At 63.4% G+C, this 17038-nt stretch carries 15 protein-coding genes and 1 pseudogene; 6 read left to right on the top strand and 10 right to left on the bottom strand.

Annotated features, from left to right (window positions below; genetic code table 11):
• Window positions 1-8 precede the first annotated feature (8 nt).
• From AB3X98_RS32585 to AB3X98_RS32560, 6 genes and pseudogenes are all read right to left on the bottom strand, one after another.
• A pseudogene (locus AB3X98_RS32585) lies at window positions 9-1097 on the bottom strand (ABC transporter ATP-binding protein); the annotation flags it as partial.
• A 313-nt stretch (window positions 1098-1410) separates the two neighbouring features.
• Window positions 1411-2532, bottom strand: coding sequence for a polyamine ABC transporter substrate-binding protein (locus tag AB3X98_RS32580; protein ID WP_069261590.1), 1122 nt, complete (start codon window positions 2530-2532; stop codon window positions 1411-1413).
• A gap of 75 nt (window positions 2533-2607) precedes the next feature.
• Window positions 2608-4050: an aspartate aminotransferase family protein gene (locus AB3X98_RS32575; RefSeq protein ID WP_368606046.1), complete on the bottom strand. Its 1443-nt coding sequence runs from the start codon at window positions 4048-4050 to the stop codon at window positions 2608-2610.
• A gap of 20 nt (window positions 4051-4070) precedes the next feature.
• Complete coding sequence (locus AB3X98_RS32570) at window positions 4071-5405, bottom strand: glutamine synthetase family protein (RefSeq protein WP_069261872.1); 1335 nt, start codon at window positions 5403-5405, stop codon at window positions 4071-4073.
• A gap of 31 nt (window positions 5406-5436) precedes the next feature.
• Window positions 5437-6246: a gamma-glutamyl-gamma-aminobutyrate hydrolase family protein gene (locus AB3X98_RS32565; protein ID WP_368606047.1), complete on the bottom strand. Its 810-nt coding sequence runs from the start codon at window positions 6244-6246 to the stop codon at window positions 5437-5439.
• Window positions 6247-6523: 277 nt separating this feature from the next.
• On the bottom strand, window positions 6524-6748 hold the full coding sequence (locus AB3X98_RS32560; RefSeq protein ID WP_236596917.1) for a hypothetical protein: 225 nt from the start codon (window positions 6746-6748) through the stop codon (window positions 6524-6526).
• Between the two features lie 445 nt (window positions 6749-7193).
• Here AB3X98_RS32560 and AB3X98_RS32555 point away from each other — a divergent pair, with 445 nt between their 5' ends.
• Window positions 7194-7745, top strand: a complete 552-nt coding sequence (locus AB3X98_RS32555) for a cupin domain-containing protein (RefSeq protein WP_069261593.1) — start codon at window positions 7194-7196, stop codon at window positions 7743-7745.
• A gap of 80 nt (window positions 7746-7825) precedes the next feature.
• On the top strand, window positions 7826-9316 hold the full coding sequence (locus AB3X98_RS32550) for an aldehyde dehydrogenase (RefSeq protein WP_069261594.1): 1491 nt from the start codon (window positions 7826-7828) through the stop codon (window positions 9314-9316).
• A 19-nt stretch (window positions 9317-9335) separates the two neighbouring features.
• Here the strand turns inward: AB3X98_RS32550 and AB3X98_RS32545 are convergent, their stop codons facing one another.
• Complete coding sequence (locus AB3X98_RS32545) at window positions 9336-9779, bottom strand: MarR family winged helix-turn-helix transcriptional regulator (protein WP_069261595.1); 444 nt, start codon at window positions 9777-9779, stop codon at window positions 9336-9338.
• A 229-nt stretch (window positions 9780-10008) separates the two neighbouring features.
• Here AB3X98_RS32545 and AB3X98_RS32540 point away from each other — a divergent pair, with 229 nt between their 5' ends.
• From AB3X98_RS32540 to AB3X98_RS32530, 3 genes are all read left to right on the top strand, one after another.
• Window positions 10009-11496, top strand: coding sequence for a DHA2 family efflux MFS transporter permease subunit (locus tag AB3X98_RS32540; protein WP_368606065.1), 1488 nt, complete (start codon window positions 10009-10011; stop codon window positions 11494-11496).
• 69 nt (window positions 11497-11565) lie between these two features.
• On the top strand, window positions 11566-12507 hold the full coding sequence (locus AB3X98_RS32535; protein WP_342946813.1) for an AEC family transporter: 942 nt from the start codon (window positions 11566-11568) through the stop codon (window positions 12505-12507).
• A gap of 63 nt (window positions 12508-12570) precedes the next feature.
• Window positions 12571-12774, top strand: coding sequence for a glycine zipper 2TM domain-containing protein (locus AB3X98_RS32530; protein ID WP_069261598.1), 204 nt, complete (start codon window positions 12571-12573; stop codon window positions 12772-12774).
• A gap of 15 nt (window positions 12775-12789) precedes the next feature.
• Here the strand turns inward: AB3X98_RS32530 and AB3X98_RS32525 are convergent, their stop codons facing one another.
• The 3 genes from AB3X98_RS32525 to AB3X98_RS32515 all read right to left on the bottom strand — a co-directional run bounded on the left by AB3X98_RS32525 (window position 12790) and on the right by AB3X98_RS32515 (window position 15954).
• Window positions 12790-13635 (bottom strand): carbohydrate ABC transporter permease, encoded by an 846-nt coding sequence (locus tag AB3X98_RS32525; RefSeq protein ID WP_069261599.1) that lies wholly within the window; start codon window positions 13633-13635, stop codon window positions 12790-12792.
• Complete coding sequence (locus tag AB3X98_RS32520) at window positions 13632-14537, bottom strand: carbohydrate ABC transporter permease (protein WP_069261600.1); 906 nt, start codon at window positions 14535-14537, stop codon at window positions 13632-13634. The genes AB3X98_RS32525 and AB3X98_RS32520 overlap by 4 nt, the downstream gene beginning before the upstream one ends.
• A 184-nt stretch (window positions 14538-14721) precedes the next feature.
• Window positions 14722-15954 carry an ABC transporter substrate-binding protein gene (locus tag AB3X98_RS32515; RefSeq protein WP_069261601.1) on the bottom strand — a complete coding sequence of 411 codons (1233 nt, stop codon included), beginning with the start codon at window positions 15952-15954 and terminating at the stop codon, window positions 14722-14724.
• Between the two features lie 289 nt (window positions 15955-16243).
• Here AB3X98_RS32515 and AB3X98_RS32510 point away from each other — a divergent pair, with 289 nt between their 5' ends.
• A complete protein-coding gene (locus tag AB3X98_RS32510; RefSeq protein ID WP_368606048.1) occupies window positions 16244-17026 on the top strand; it encodes an SDR family oxidoreductase in 783 nt (260 codons plus the stop codon).
• The last annotated feature ends 12 nt before the right edge of the window (window positions 17027-17038 follow it).

Raw genomic sequence — 17038 nt, 5'->3', positions numbered from 1 at the left:
AGGTCTCCTTACTGCGTGAGCACGACGCCGCTGGCCGGCGACCAGGACACGTAGACATCGTCGTTCCAGGCGGGCGCGCCATCGTTCATGAGGTGCGAGCTGGAGAGGTTCGAGACGACCACCTTGCCGCCCGGCAGACGCACGTGATAAAGCGAATAGCTGCCCATGTAGGCGACATCCGTGACCACGCCGCGCGCCCAGTTGTGCGGCGTGCCGGGCTTCTCGCGCGTTACGCGCACGCGCTCCGGCCGCACCGAAATACCCACGGGCATGCCGAGCGGGCCGGTCACGCCGTGGCTCACGTACATGCGGGTTTCGAGGTCTTCGCTTTCCACGAAGATGTGATCGGGCTCGTCCTCGACGACCTTGCCTTCGAACAGGTTGGTCGAGCCGATGAACTCGGCCGAGAAGCGGCTGTTGGGGAATTCGTAGACTTCGCCGGGCGAGCCGATCTGGACGATGCGGCCTTCGCTCATCACGGCGAGGCGGTTGGCCATGGTCATCGCCTCTTCCTGATCGTGCGTGACCATCACACAGGTGACATCGACTTTCTCGATGATGTTCACGAGTTCGAGCTGGGTCTTCTGGCGGATCTTCTTGTCGAGCGCCGACATCGGTTCGTCGAGCAGCAGGAGCTTGGGGCGCTTCACGAGCGAGCGCGCAAGCGCCACGCGCTGCTGCTGGCCGCCCGAAAGCTGATGCGGTTTGCGCTTGGCGTAGCGGCCCATCTGCACTAGGTTGAGCGCGTCGGCCACGCGCTCGCGAATTTCGTTCTTCGGCACGCCTTCCTGCTTGAGGCCGAACGCGACGTTCGACTCCACGCTCATGTGCGGGAAGAGCGCATACGACTGGAACATCATGTTGACGGGGCGGCGGTACGGCGGCAGCGACGCGAGATCTTCGCCATCGACGAAGATGCGGCCCGACGTGGCCGTTTCGAGGCCCGCGAGCATGCGCAGCAGGGTGGACTTGCCGCAGCCCGAGCTGCCGAGCAGCGCAAAAAGCTCGTTCTTGGCGATGTTCAGGTTCACGTTGTCCACGGCAGTGCTATCGCCGAACTTCTTGACGACGTTTTCGATGCGCACGAACGCATCGTTCGTTGCCGGGGTCGCGTTGGCGCGCGAAGCTTCTGGGGCGTTGACTTTGGACGTCGAATTCATGATCTGACCTTGGTTCCTTTCTGATCGCAGTACACGTTTTTCAGGCGCGAGCCGGCCTGCACGGGGCGCTGACGCGACTCGCGATTAGTACTGCGAACGGAGCTCGGAAAAGGCTCACGCGCGTCGTCAAAGCAGGGGGGCGGCGCTGCGCGGCCTGACTTCGGAATTGCGTACTTCAGGCGGAGAGGGGTCGAGCGATCCCTCTTCCGCGTCGTCTCCTTCTTGTTTCCTTCAGGGGGGAATCAACGCGTCAGTGGCCGGTCTTCAACTGGGCCCACAGACGGTTTTCAAGGCGCAGGATGTCGGCCGGCATCGGCTTCATCAGCGTCATCTTCTTGAGCACGTCTTCCGACGGGTACACCGTCGCGTCCTGCGCGACTGCCGGCGTGACGAACTGGCGTGCGGCCTTGTTCGCCGTCGGGTAGAACACTTCGTTGGTGATCTGCGCGTTGACCTTCGGATCCGAGATGTAGTTGATCCACTTCATCGCGTTTTCGGGGTGCGGTGCGTCCTTGGGTATGACCATCACGTCGAACCACAACAGACCGCCTTCCTTCACGTTCGAGAATTTGACGTCGTACGAGCGCTTGGCTTCTTCGGCGCGGCGGTGCGCGATGCCGACGTCGCCCGACCATGCCACGGCAACGCAGATATCGTTGTTCACGAGGTCGTTGATATAGCCCGACGAATTGAACTGGGTGATATACGGGCGGACTTTCTTCAGCACTTCGAATGCGGCTTGATAGTCCGCGGGGTTCGTGCTGTTGGGGTCCTTGTGCATGTATTGCAGCGTCGCGGCGAACACGTCCACGGCCTGGTCGAGGAACGACACGCCGCAGCCCTTGAGCTTCGAGAGATTTTGCGGATCGAACACGAGCGCCCAGCTATCGACCGGCGCGTTCGGCCCGAGCGCCTTTTCCACGGCCTGCTTGTTGTAGCCGATGCCATCGGTGCCGAACGCCCAGGGCACGCCGTACTGGTTGCCCGGGTCCGCGTCTGAGATCATGTGCATGAGCACGGGATCGAGGTTCGCGAGGTTGGGGATCTTCGATTTGTCGAGCTTCTGGTAGACACCCGCCTGAATCTGCTTGGCCATGTAATTCGAGGTGGGCACGACGATGTCATAGCCCGAGCTGCCGGCCAGCAGCTTGGCCTGGAGCGTGTCGTCGCTGTCGTAGTTGTCGTATTTGACCTTGATGCCCGCTTCTTTTTCGAAGTTCGGGATCGTGTCTTTCGCAATGTAGTCGGACCAGTTGTAGACGTTCAGATCGCCGTCTGCCGCGTGCGCTGGCGCGCTGGGAATGGCCGTGAGGCCTGCACACGCTGCGAGGGCCGCGATCGCGACCGCATGACGAAGATGACTAACACTCATGTTGCTTTCCCCTGAAGATGAAGATCGGCGGGAGGCCCAGCACCCCGTTGCGCCGCCCGCCGTGGACAAGTCGCGTTAAGAAAGACCCAGTTGTTGCGCGGTTTGGTCGATGGCCTTCTTCGCCTTCGACACGATTTCATCGATTTCGCCGCGCGTGACGACGAGGGGCGGCGAGAGCAGCATGCGGTCGCCCGTTGCACGCATGATGAGGTTGCCGTTGAAGCAGAAGTCGCGGCACAGCGTGCCCACGTCGCCGCCATTCGCGAAGCGCTTGCGCGCCTTCGGATCTTCGGCGAGCTGCAGGCCCGCCACGAGACCTGCGCCCGAGATGTCACCGATGATCGGATGATTGGCGAACGTCTCGCGCAGGCGTTGCTGGAAGTACGGGCCGGTGTCGTTCTTCACGCGCGTGACGATGCCTTCGTCGCGCAGCAGCTTGAGGTTCGCCACGGCCACGGCGGCGGCGACCGGATGCCCCGAGTACGTGAGGCCATGATTGAACTCGCCGTTCTCGATGAGCGCCTTCGCAATGCGGTCGTGAATGCCCACCGCGCCCATCGGCACGTAGCCGCTCGTGAGGCCCTTGGCCATCGTGATGAGGTCGGGCTCGAAGCCGAAGTGCTGATGCGCGAACCACTCGCCGGTGCGGCCGAAGCCACCGATGACTTCGTCGGCGCAGAGCAGGATGTCGTACTTGCGGCAAATGCGCTGTATTTCCGGCCAGTAGGTCGAGGGCGGGAAGATTACACCGCCCGCGCCCTGAAACGGCTCGCCGATGAAGGCGGCCACGTTCTCCGCGCCCACTTCGAGAATCTTCGCTTCGAGCTGCTGCGCACGCGCGAGGCCGAATTCCTCGGGCGACATGTTGCCTTGCGCTTCGCCATAGAAGTACGGCTGGTCGATGTGCACGATGTTCTCGACCTTCGAGGGCATCTGCTCGTGCATGTAACCCATGCCGCCCAGCGTGCCGCCCGCGATGGTCGAGCCGTGATACGCGTTGCGGCGCGAGATCACGACCTTCTTCGAGGGCTTGCCTTGCGTGAGCCAGTACTGATGCACGATGCGCAGCACCGTGTCGTTGCCTTCGGAGCCGCTGTTGCAATAGAAGAAGTGGTTGAACGGCTCAGGCGAAAGCTGCGCGAGCAGCGCCGACAATTCGATGACCGGCGGGTGCGTGGTCTTGAAGAAGGTGTTGTAGAAGGGCAGTTCCAGCATTTGCTCGTAGGCGGCGTCGGCCAGTTCCTTGCGGCCATAGCCCACGTTCACGCACCAGAGCCCGGCCATGCCGTCGATGATCTGGTTGCCTTCCGAGTCCCACAGGTACACGCCTTTCGCCTTCACGATCACGCGGCTGCCCGTCTGGTTGAGCGAGCCCATATCCGAAAACGGGTGAATGTGATGCGCGGCGTCCAGCGCGCGGTACTCGCTCGTCGAGCGCGCCGTTCGGCTGGATTGCGCGCGTAGCGTCGTCGGCACTTCCTGCAGCGCGCTGGCCGGGGCGTCGATTCGATAGCTCATTGCTGTATCTCCTTTCGTTTTTACACGTGCAGCAGCAGGTGCTTGCGTTCCCACGAACTGATCACGCGGAAATAGGCTTCGTATTCGGTTTCCTTAAGCGCGAGGTAGGCGCGCACGAACTTCTCGCCGAGGATGTCCTTGAGCGGCTCGCACGAGCCCATCAGCGTGAGGCCTTCCTCGAGATTGCGCGGCAGCTGGTAGGGCAGCGAGTAGCCGTCGCTCACGAGCGGTTCGGTGGGCTTGAGATGCTGCGTCATCCCCAGATAGCCCGCGGCCAGCGTGCCGGCGATCGCGAGGTACGGGTTGGTGTCCACGCCGGGAATGCGGTTTTCCACGCGGCGCGCAGCCGGCGACGAGTACGGCACGCGGAAGCCCACGGTACGGTTGTCGTAGCCCCATGCCACGTTGATCGGCGCGGCCATGAAACGCGAAAGGCGGCGATACGAGTTGATGTACGGCGCGAAGATCGGCATGAGCGCTGGCGTGTACTTCTGCATGCCAGCGATATACGCGTAGAACATGTCCGTGGGCTTGCCGTCCGAACCCGTGAAGAGGTTCTGACCGCTTTCCTCCGAAACGAGGCTCTGATGCACGTGCATAGCCGAGCCCGGTTCGTTCTCCATGGGCTTGGCCATGAACGTGGCGTACATGTGATGGCGCAGCGCGGCTTCACGCACCGTGCGCTTGAAAAGGAACACGCGGTCGGCGAGGTTGAGCGGATCGCCGTGCAGGAAGTTGATCTCCATCTGCGCCGCGCCCACTTCGTGAATCAGCGTATCGACTTCGAGATCCTGAATATCGCAGTACTCGTAGATGTCTTCGAACAGCGGATCGAACTCGTTCACCGCTTCGATCGAATACGCCTGGCGGCCCGTTTCCGGACGGCCCGTACGGCCGATGGGCGGCGCGAGCGGAATATCCGGATCCTTGTTCATATCGACGAGATAGAACTCGAGTTCCGGCGCGATCACTGGCTTCCAGCCCTTCGCGGCATACAGGTCGAGCACGCGGCGCAGCACGCGGCGCGGCGAGATCTCGACAGGCGTGCCGTCGAAATGCACGCAGTCGTGAATCACTTGCGCGGTGGGATCGACAGCCCATGGAATGATGCGGATCGTCGAAGGGTCGGGCACACACACCATGTCGGGGTCGGTGACGCCGGTGAGGCTTCCGTCCTCGGGGTAGTCGCCCGTTACGGTCTGGATCATCACGGCTTGCGGCAGGCGCATCGCCTCGCCCGATTCGAACTTGCTGCGCGGGATGATCTTGCCGCGCGCAATGCCCGCCATGTCGGGGATGATGGCTTCGATTTCGGTGATGTGGTGCTTCTTCAGGAATTCGTCGATTTCATGCATGATCTTTCTCTCTGTTCTGTATGGGCCGGCATCAGGCGTGGGCGGCGCGCGGCGCATGCGCCACGTCGTGTCCGGCCCCGCCCGGTATTCGGGCCAGCATGTGGTTGCGGCAGGCTTCGCCGAACGTGCGGAAGATAGCGGTGGACAGCGCGTCGTCGGCGTACTTCCATTCGGGGTGCCACTGCACGCCAAGCGCAAAACCGGGTGCGTTCGCAACGCTCACGGCTTCGATAAGGCCGTCGGGTGCGAATGCCTCGGCCACGAGGCCCGCGCCCAGCCGTTCGATGCCCTGACCGTGCAGCGAATTCACGCGTGCTTCGCGCGCGCCGCCCGCAAGCTGTTGCAGCACACCGCCTTCCACGAGCTTCAACGCGTGCGCCGGACCGTATTGCGTGTCGAGCGGATCGTCCTTGTTCTCGCGATGGTCGTCGTAGCGCGCAACGTTGTGCACCTGCTGATGCAGCGTGCCGCCGAACACCACGTTCATCTCCTGGAAGCCGCGGCAGATCGCGAGCACCGGCACGCCGGCCTCGATCGCGGCGCGCAGGAGCGGCAGCGTGGTGGCGTCGCGAGCGGGGTCGTGCAGCGTGCCGCTCTCGCTTGCCGGGCCGCCGTAACGATGCGGCTCGACGTTCGAATAGCTGCCGGTGAAAAGCAGTCCGTCCACGGCTTCGAGAATGTCTGCCGAAGTCTGCCGCTCGCCCAGGGCGGGCAGCACGAGTGCGAGCGCGCCTGCTCCATCCACAGCCGCGGCGATGTACTTCTCGCCGGCAACATGTGACGCGTGCGCTCCCATCATCGTGCGGTCGGCCGTGACGCCAATTAATGGTCTGGTTCGCATGACTAATGATTCGCTTGCTTGCCCGTGCGTGGTGTGTCGGCGCTACGGGCGTGACATGACCTTGCAGCCTTGCGGGACGCAAAACTACAAACCCTGGTGCTCCGTGCAGCGGCGCTAACGGATGGCGCTGCGCGTGGAGATCATGTAGGCGGTTCGTTTCTTGCCGTTGTGAGGCGCAACGGTGTTCAGGCGTGCGCAGCCACATCGCGAAGGCGCGACAGGACACTTCGCGAACCAACGACGGCGAAGAAAACGAACAGCGCGGGAAGGAGAGGCGCTAGGGCAGAAGCGACGCGACTTCGTCCGTGTGGACGGCAATGAAGGCGCGTGCAGAGACCGAGTTGTGACGCCGAACAGAGCGGCGGGAAAGGATCGTGAAGACGGACAGGAACAGGCGAGAGGCAAGCCTGCCGCTACTGCCGTCGGCGATGGCGGTGCAGTCACTGCGAAGACACCTCGCATGACTACGATCCCACCTCACCAGAGGGCCACGGACTCTCACAATAACACTCGACTGGTTGCGTTGAAAAAGGCGTTTGGTTCAAGCATTCGAGGTTGTCAAATTCAGCGATGCATCAAACATTGAACGACATCGATGTATTGCTTTCCAAACTCAGCCGACTTGCTATGTTCCTCGCATAAAACGCGGTTTTTGCGTTGCAACGCGATAGAAACGATGCAGTGTTCGACCTGTAGTTCAGCATATACGAGTCAAAAAGGGCGTCAATTATTTTTTCAAGTTTTTGATGTCAGCACTTTCCCCGAGAGCCCTTTGAAATAGCTCGCTGTGCGAAATATCGGCTCCTGCACTTATATTTCGAATAACTTACAGGGGTTTGTACTGACGCAAAATAAAGCAAACTGATTAGAATATTCAACACGTCCACCGCGCCCTCTCCTCGCGCGTTCACTGCCAACGGTCCTTCATCGTGTCCGAGTCCGCCTCTGTGTCATCCGAAGTCGCCACGCGTCTACGTTATGTCCGCAAACGCTATGGTTTGTCGCAGCGCGAGCTCGCCAAGCGCGCAGGCGTGACCAATGGCGCGATCTCGCTGATCGAGCAAAGTCGCGTCAGTCCCTCGGTGGGGTCGCTCAAGAAGCTGCTCGAATGCATACCAATGAGCCTCGCTGAATTCTTCACATTTGACCTGACCGAAGGGACAGAAGTCGTGTCGCGGCGCGGCGAAATGCCGAACCTCGGCAACGAATCGATCGAGTTCTATCTGGCCGGCGCGAACGTGAAGGACCGCAACATGGGCATCATGCGCGAGGTCTATCAGCCGCTGGCCGATACCGGCCCTGAAATGCTGGTGCATGCGGGGCACGAAGGGGGCGTGGTGGTCGCCGGACAACTCGAGCTGACCGTGGAGGGCACGACCTGGCTGCTCGACCCCGGAGACAGCTACTATTTCGAAAGCCGCTTCCCGCACCGGTTTCGCAATCCCAGCGCGAACGAAGTCTGCGAAGTGGTGTCGGCGAACTCGCCGCCCACCTTCTGACTCCCTGATCGCGCGAACCCGTTTCACCTGACGCCGCGTTGCAGCGTGCAAGGTGGATCGCAAATCATTGAGGCATCCTGATGGAAAAGAAAACATTCGCTTACTGGCAGGACAGGGCCGCGACGCTTCCGATCGAAGGCCGCGCATTCATCGACGGCGCGTATCGCGATGCATATTCGGGCCGCACGTTCGATTGCGTGAGCCCGATCGACGGCCGCGTGCTCGCGAGCGTGGCCGATTGCGGCGCAGCCGATGTCGACGCCGCGGTCGGCGCTGCCCGCCGCGCGTTCGACGAAGGCGTCTGGGCTGGCCTGAATCCGCGTGCGCGCAAGGCCGTTCTGCTGCGCTGGGCCGCGCTCATGCGCGAGCATCTCGACGAACTCGCGCTGCTCGAAACGCTCGACGCAGGCAAGCCGATTGGCGACACCACGACCGTAGATGTGCCAGGCGCGGCTTATTGTGTGGAATGGTTCGCGGAGGCCATCGACAAGGTGGGTGGCGAAGTCGTGCCCGCCGATCATCATCTGGTGGGCCTCGTCACGCGCGAGCCTATTGGCGTGGTCGCCGCCGTCGTGCCGTGGAATTTCCCGATCCTGATGGCCTCGTGGAAGTTCGGGCCCGCGCTCGCGGCGGGCAACAGTGTCGTGCTCAAGCCTTCGGAGAAGTCGCCGCTCACGGCCATTCGCGTGGCGCAGCTTGCGCACGAGGCCGGCATTCCGGCCGGCGTATTCAACGTGCTGCCCGGTGGCGGGGAGCCCGGGAAGCTGCTCGGCCTGCATCGCGACGTGGACTGCATTGCGTTCACGGGCTCGACGAACGTGGGCAAGCAGATCATGCAGTACGCGGGGCAGTCGAATCTCAAGCGCGTGTGGCTGGAGCTTGGCGGCAAGTCGCCGAATATCGTGCTGCACGACTGCCCGGACCTCGACCGTGCGGCGAACGCGGCGGCGGGCGCGATCTTCTACAACATGGGTGAAATGTGTACGGCGGGATCGCGCCTGCTCGTCCATCACGAGATCAAGGACGTATTCCTCGCGAAGCTCGTCGAGGCGGCGAAGGCCTATAAGCCAGGCAATCCTCTCGATCCGGATGTGTCGATGGGCGCGATCATCGACAAGATTCAGCTGGAGCGGGTGCTGAGCTATATCGAAGCCGGTCGCAAGGACTCGAAGCTGCTGACAGGCGGTGAACGCGTGAATGCCGAGGGTGGGGGCTTCTACGTGCAGCCCACGGTGTTCGATACGCATCACGACACGAAGATCGCGCGCGAGGAAATCTTCGGGCCGGTGCTGTCGGTCATTACCTTCAGCACGATCGACGAAGCGGTGCGCATTGCCAACGACAGTGACTACGGGCTCGCGGCTGCGGTCTGGACCGCGAACCTCACGCACGCGCATGAAATTTCGCGCAGGCTCCGTGCGGGCACGGTGTGGGTGAACTGCTACGACGAAGGCGGGGACATGAACTTCCCGTTCGGCGGCTTCAAGGAATCCGGCAACGGTCGCGACAAGTCGTTGCACGCGCTCGAGAAGTACACGGAACTCAAGTCCACGCTCGTGCGGCTGCGATAACGCGAGTTATCGCTCGGGGTTACCGTTCCACCAGCGCGCCGAGATTGGCGCGCACCCGCTGAAGCATCGCGCCGAACTGCTCAGCTTCTTCAGGCGTGAAGCCCGCCAAGGCTTCCGCCTGGACTTCGTCACCTACGCGGCGCGCGCCCGTGAGCACGCCTTGTGCCCTGGGCGTCAGGCTCACCAGCAATTCGCGGCGGTCGTCCGGGTTGGGCGTGCGCACGACCCAGCCGCCTTCTTCCATGCGCTCGAGCAGCCGCCCCGCGGAAATGGGCGCCACTTCCAGCAGTTCGGCGAGGCGCGCCTGGTTCATGTCGCCGTAGTGCGCGAGGTACGCGATCATGCGGCACTGCGCACGCGTGAGTTCGAGCGACGACTTCGCAAGCTCGTCGTAACGTTTGCCGTAGAGCCGGCCCACGTCGACGACCAGGAAGCCAAAGCGCTTTTCGAGGTCGGTAGTCATCGCGCGATTATACGGGCGGGCGGCTCGCGCCTTCGCACGTGCGTCCCTGGCGATACCGATTGCGTCAGCAGGTGCGAGTCGTATAATAAGCAGGCTTATTAATTCGATGCGCTCCGCCCCCCAATCAAGATAGCCGCTAGACACCCGCACGATGACCGCAGTCATGCAGGACGGCACCGCCGCGCAGCATCGGGCGGAGCCGGTCAAGGAAGCCCCGCTCAATCGCGGCATGATCACGCTCTCGATCATGCTCGCCACGCTGATGCAAACGCTGGACAGCACGATCGCCAATGTCGCGCTGCCGCACATGCAGGGCACGCTGTCTGCCTCCCAGGACGAGATCACCTGGGTGCTCACCTCGTATATCGTCGCCGCCGCCATCGCCACGCCGCTCACGGGCTGGCTCGCCGACCGTTACGGCGTCAAGCGGCTCCTTGGCATGGCGATTGCCGGCTTCACCGTGGCCTCGGCGCTGTGCGGGCTTTCCGAAACGCTCGGCGAGATCGTCGCGTCGCGGCTGTTGCAGGGCGTGTTCGGCGCGTCGCTCGTGCCGCTCTCGCAGTCCATTCTTCTCGACATCAATCCGCGCGAGCGCCAGGGGCAGGCCATGGCGGTCTGGGGCATGGGCGTGATGGTCGGTCCCGTGCTGGGGCCCACGCTGGGCGGCTGGCTCACGGATAGCTACAACTGGCGCTGGGTGTTCTTCATCAACGTGCCGGTGGGCCTGTTCGCGTTTTTCGGCGTCTCGACTTTCATGCCCGCGCGCGTGCCTGGCCGCACGCAGCGCTTCGACGTGTTCGGTTTCGCCACGCTCGCGCTTGCCATCGGCGCGTTGCAGGCCTTGCTCGACCGCGGCGAGCAGCTCGACTGGTTCGGCTCGCTGGAAATCCGCATCGAGGCGCTGGTGGCGGTCATTGCCTTCGCATTCTTCGTCGTGCATACGGCCACCTCGGGGCCCGGCACGTTCTTTCGCTACCAGCTGCTCAAGGACCGCAACTTCGCCACGGGCACGCTCTTCATCTTCGTGATCGGCGCAGTGCTGTACGCCACCCGCGCGCTGCTGCCGCCCATGCTGCAGAACCTCATGGGCTATCCGGTCGCCACTACGGGGCTCGTGACCGCGCCGAGCGGCGCGGGCACCATGGTCGCCATGCTGATAGCCGGACGCATACTGAAACGCGTGGACGCGCGCATTATGCTGCTGTTCGGCTTTGTGGTCTCCGCCTACGCGCTCTGGCAGATGATGCAGTACACGCTCGTGCTTTCGCCCTCGGATATCGTGTGGCCGGGCGTGGTGCAGGGCTTTGGCCTCGGCTTCGTGTTCGTGCCGCTTTCCGCGCTGACGTTCTCGACGCTGACACCGCAACTGCGCGCGGACGGCACGGCCACCTATAGCTTGATGCGCAACATCGGTAGCAGTATCGGCATTTCGATCGTGCAGACCTTCGTCACGCGCGGCACGCAGATCGCGCATTCGGACCTCGCCGCGAACATCACGCCGTTCAATCCGGCGGTTCAGCAGATGCTCGAAAGCGGTTCGCGGTACGATCTCGCCGTGCTCAACCAGTCGATCACGCAGCAGGCCCAGATGATCGCGTATCTGAACGACTTCAAGATGATGTTCGTGGCGACGCTGCTCGTGATTCCGCTGCTCTTTCTGATCCGCACCGGCCCGAGCGCCGTCACCGTCGATACGAGTCACGCGGCGATGGATTAGCGAACCTGTTCGTCTTCCGTTTCACCCTGGCGCGCGGCACGTCCGCGCGCTTTGCATTCACGAATTCCGATGCTTTCTGCCGTTTCCATTCTCCTGCCGGTTTTCGGTCTCATTTTCGCGGGCTTCGCCTGCCGTCGCACGAATGTCCTCGGGCCCGCCGCGGCTTCCGAGCTGAACCGCTTTGTCGTGTGGCTCGCACTTCCGGCGCTGCTCTTCGATATCCTTGCGCACGCAACGTGGCACGAGCTCTATCAGCCGGCGTTCGTCGCCGCCTTCGGCCTTGCCGGTCTCGCCGTGTTCGTCGCCGTGGTGGGGGCGCGCGTGTTCCTCGGCCGCCCGCTCGCCGATGCGAGCATCGACGGGCTTGCCGCCGCGTATCCGAATACCGGTTACGTGGGTTTCCCGCTGTGCATGATCGCCTTCGGGCCGTCGAGCCTCACGCCCACGACCATCGCGACGATCCTCGTGGTCTGCGTGCTGTTCGCCATTGCCATCGTGTTGATCGAAACGGGACTGCAAAGCGAGCGGCGTCCGCACCGGCTCGCCATCAAGGTGGTGCGCTCGCTGCTGCGCAATCCGCTGCTGGTGGCGCCGGCGCTGGGGGCGGTCGTTTCGGCCGCGCATGTCACGTTGCCCGCTAGCGCGGAAACGTTTCTCAAGCTCCTGGGCGGCGCGGCGAGCCCGTGCGCGCTTGTGAGCCTCGGGCTGTTTCTCGCCGAGCGTCGCGCGAGCGGCGAGGCGCCGCGCGAGTCGTCGTGGTGGCTCACGCTCTGCAAGCTCGTCGGGCAGCCGCTGCTCACGTGGTGGCTGGCCGATCGCGTTTTCGGGCTGCCTGACCCGCTCGTGGAAATCGCGGTGTTGCTAGCGGCACTGCCCACGGGCACCGGCCCGTTCATGCTCGCCGAGTACTACCGGCGCGAGGCGCACGTGACGTCGCGTACCATTTTGCATTCCACACTCGGTTCACTCGTCACGCTCACGCTGATCCTGCTGCATCTGCACCACGGCTGAAAGCCGGCGCGGCACGATGCTTGCTGGCATAAAAGCCAGGACCATCGATCAGGAGAATTGGCGATGAACTGGCTACGACGCTCGAGCGCCGCGCGCGCCTCACTCGTCATCACCGTCGTGCTCACCGCAGCGGGCACGGGAGCCTGCACGCTGGGCGGCGCCGCCGCGGGCGGCTACGTCGGCAACCGGGCCACCAACGGCAGCGCGGTCGGCACCGTGGGCGGCGCCGTGGCCGGCGGCGTGATCGGCCATGAACTGAGCAAGTAGGCGCGAGACTTCCTGTTACTTCACGGCGCCTAGTGCGAGTCCCTTCACCATATAGCGCTGCAGCCAGGCGAACACCACGGACACCGGCAGCGTGGCGGCGAGCGTGGCCGCCATGACGAGCTGCCATTCCACGGTGTACTTGCCGGCCACCATGTCGGTGACCTGCACCGTGAGCGTCTTGTTCTCGGGCGAGCGGATCAGCGTGTAGACCACGGCGAACTCATTCCACGCGCTGATGAACGTGAAGATTGCCGTGACCACCACGGCCGGCACCGCGAGCGGCAGGAACACGCGGAACACGGCACCCGTGCGGCTGCAGCCTTCGAGCCACGCCGATTCTTCGAGATCGCGCGGCACGGTCTGGAAATACGACGAGAGCATCCACACGGCAAACGCGATATTGAACGCCGCATAAGAGACGATCACGCCGATCTTCGAATCGACGAGATTGCCGTCGCCGTACGGAATCATCGCGGCGAGCCGGAACAGGCCGACCACGAGCAGGATCGGCGAGAGCATCTGCGTGACGAGCAGGAACTGGCGGTACAGGCCGCGCCCGCGGAACGGAAAGCGCGCGAGCGCATAGGCGGCCGGGAGGCTCACGGCGAGCGCGAGCGCGGTGGAAAGACAGCTCACCACGATGCTGTTGCGCAGCGCGACGCCGAAGTTCGCGGCCTGCCACATGTCGACGTAGTTCTGCCAGCGCCATTGCATCGGCAGCCAGCGCGCCGGATAGACGAACACTTCCGAAGCCGGCTTGAACGAGGTGAAGAACATCACCGCGAACGGGAACAGCACGGCCACGACGAGCGGCGAGAGCACGAGCCAGCACCAGATCGAGCGTTTGAGCTTGCGGTTCATGCCAGGTCTCCTTCGGCGCTGCCGCGTTTTGCCTGCAGGCGCAGGTAGACCACCGAGAAGGCGAACAGGATGACGAGCATGATGAGCGAGACGGCGGCCGCTTCGCCAGGTCGTCCTAACCGGAAGCCGAGTTCGTAAAGGTAAGTGACGAGAATATGCGTGCTGTCGTCGGGTCCGCCTTGCGTCATCACCCAGATGATCGGGAACGAGTTGAACACGTAAATCACGTTCAGCAGGACCGCCATGTTGATGAACGGCTTGAGCAGCGGCAGCGTGAGCTTGCGGAACTGTTGCCAGGCGCTCGCACCGTCAATGCGCGCGGCTTCGTAAATATCGCCCGGCACCGAGGAAAGGCCGCCCAGCAGGATCGTGGTCGTGAAGGGGATCGACACGAGTATGCCCACGCAGATTTCCACCGGGAACGCATACTCGGGCGTCGCGAGCCAGTGGATCGGCCCCGTAGTGAGGCCGAGGCGCTGCAGCGTGACATTGACCATGCCGTAGTCGTCGTTGAACGCCCAGCGCCAGACCACGGCCGTCATCGTGAGCGAGACGGACCACGGCAGCATGACGATCGTGCGCGCAATGCCGCGGCCGTAAAAGTCCTGATTGAGCACGAGCGCGACCGGCACGGAAATCCCCACCGTCCCCACCACGACGAAGAATGTCCAGATCAGCGTGTTCCTCAGGGCGCTCATGAACACCGGGTCGCCGAACACGTTATAGAAGTTCTGCAGGCCGCTGAAGTCGCGAATCTGCCCGAAGCGCGACACCTCGTGCAGCGACTGATACACGATGTTGAAGATCGGATAGCTGATGATGAAGAGCGCGAGCACGAGACTCGGCACGATCAGGAGCCAGGGCGCGCGGGGCGCGGAAACGGCGCGGGGTAGTCGGCTCATGCGGGTTCGTGCGCGTGATCGGTCGGGGGCATCGCCGGCCGGTGCTGTGGCGGGCGAGGGCTTCAGGGGACCCGTAGTCATGTCGAATCGTCAGTGCTTCGAAACGTCGGTTCTCAGGCGCTCCGGCGCGCGCCGGAAACTTCAGGCGCGCGCCGGTGTTGCCATCAGGGCTTGTTTGCCAGACTTACTTGCCGAGCGACTTGTTCGCTTCGGTGGCCGCCTGGTTTAGCGCATCGGCGGGCTTGGCCTTGCCAAGGTAGACCGACTGCATCGCGTTGGTCACGGCCTTGGCGGTGTCTTCCCAGCCCGTCACGGTCGGCGCGAACTTCGCATGCGGCAGCAGCGCGATGAAGGCTTGCGTGTCCGGATTCTGGAAAGCCGGGTCGCTCGCTTCAGCCTTCGTGGTCGGCAGGAAGCCTTCCGTGCTCGTGAACTGCACGCGCGGTTCCTTCGTGAACAGGAAGTCCAGGAACTTCCAGGCGCTCTGCTTCACCTTGGAGTTCTTGAACATCATGATCGAGTCGGTCACCGCGTAGGTGGCGGGCGTCGTGGCTACCGGGATCGGGTCGATGCCGTACTTGATGTTCGGTGCTTCCTTCTGCAACTGCTTGGCGAGGAACGGCGCCGAGATCATCATCGCCACGCGGCCCTGCTTGAAGAGGTTCTGCACGTCTTCACGGCTGTAGCCCGTCACGCCCGGCTGCGTGAGACCTTCGTCGATCATGGACTTGTAGAGCGTTGCGGCTTTCACGCCAGCCGGCGAGTTGAATGCCGCCTTGCCGTCCTTGCCCACCACTTCGCCGCCGTGGGTCCACAACGCGTAGTAGAAATACACGTCGGTTTCAATTTCCTTGCCCTGCAGACCGAAGCCCGCAATGCCCTTCGCCTTGAGCTTCTTCGACGCGTCGATCACGTCGTTCCACGTCTTCGGGCCTTGCGGATAGCCAACCGAAGCGAGCATGTCCTTGTTGTAGTACAGCGCGCGCGCCGAAGCGGCGATCGGCAGGCCGTAGGTCTTGCCGTTGATCTGACCCGGGGCCAGGAACGGACCGATGAAGCGGCCCTTGAAGTTCGCGTCCATGTACGGGTCGAGCGGCTCGGCAATGTCGTCCTTCACGAAGTCGAGGAGCCACCGCGTGCCGATGATCGCGAGGTCGGCGTTCGCGCCGCCGGAGATGTCCGTTTGCAGCTTCTGTTGCAGCGAGTCCCAGTTCACGTCTTCGATCTTGATCGTGATGCCTGGATTTGCGGCCTCGAACTGCTTGGCCATTTTCTCGAAGTACGGCGCGGTGGCGTCGCTGTAGTGGGCGACGGTCACGCGGACCGTATCGGCGTGCGCCGCGGCGGTGATGCCGGCGAACGCTAGCGCGACGGCGAGCTTGCCGAGCATGGTGGTTGCACGTGCCTGAAACGACATTCTCTTTCTCCTAAGTGGTTGTTCCTGCTTATGTCGCCGCCGTGACCCGGCTGCTGGGTTGCGTTGTTTGAAAAAATCCTACAGGATGAAAAAAGCGTTGTCACCTGGTAAACTCGATATTGTTTCGAGCGCCGGAATTTGCATAACATGCTGTAAAACAGGGGAAATTCATGCGCTGCAGCAGCGGCGTGCGCTCGGTATAAACCCGCATACGGACCATTGTCCATATTCGTATGTAGGAAATTTTCAGGCTCTCCGGCAAGGCTGGCGAGCCGCACGGAGAGTCGACATGAGCCGGGTGGTGCTGGTGACGGGCGCGAGCGGCGGCATAGGCCGCGCGCTATGCAAACGGTTTCTGGAAGCGGGCGACACGGTGCTCGCGCTCGACCGCGACGCGGCGGGCGTGCAACAGCTCGCGGCCGAATTCGGCGAAGCGGGCGCGGCGCGCCTCGAACCGCTCGCCGCCGACGTGAGCGATCAAGCCGCCGTAACCGCAGCCGTGGCGCGCGGCGTGGCGGCGCGCGGCCCGGTGGACGTGGCCGTGGCGAACGCGGGCGGCGCGCTCGGCACGACGCTCGCGCATACCGACGCCGCGAGCTGGCGGCGCGACATCGACCTGAATCTGAACGGGACCTACTACACGGTCGAAGCCGTGCGCGCCTCGATGATCGAGCGCCGGCGCGGCGCGCTGGTGCTGATCGGCTCGGTGAACGGCCTGTCGGCGCTCGGCCACCCCGCGTATAGCGCGGCGAAGGCGGGCCTCGTGAGCTACACGAAGGCGCTCGCCATGGAGCTGGGCCCGCACGGCATACGCGCGAACATCGTGTGCCCCGGCACGGTGAAGACGCCCGCGTGGCGCGCACGCGTCGAGCAGCATCCAAAGATATTCGAAGAACTGAGCAAGTGGTATCCGCTAGGCGACGTGGCTACGCCCGAGGATATCGCCGACGCCGTGCAGTTTCTCGCCTCGCCGCAAGCACGCGTGATCACGGGCGTGGCGCTGCCCGTGGATGCGGGCCTCATGGCGGGCAACCGGATGATGGCGAACGAGCTGACGCTCGATCCGTTCTGAGGCGCGCACGCG

Origin of the sequence: Paraburkholderia sp. BR14312, from assembly GCF_040948675.1 — a bacterium.
Classification (GTDB): domain Bacteria; phylum Pseudomonadota; class Gammaproteobacteria; order Burkholderiales; family Burkholderiaceae; genus Paraburkholderia; species Paraburkholderia nodosa_A.
The sequence above is the reverse complement of the archived record's forward strand: the minus strand, read 5'-3'. Positions and strand labels throughout refer to the sequence as shown.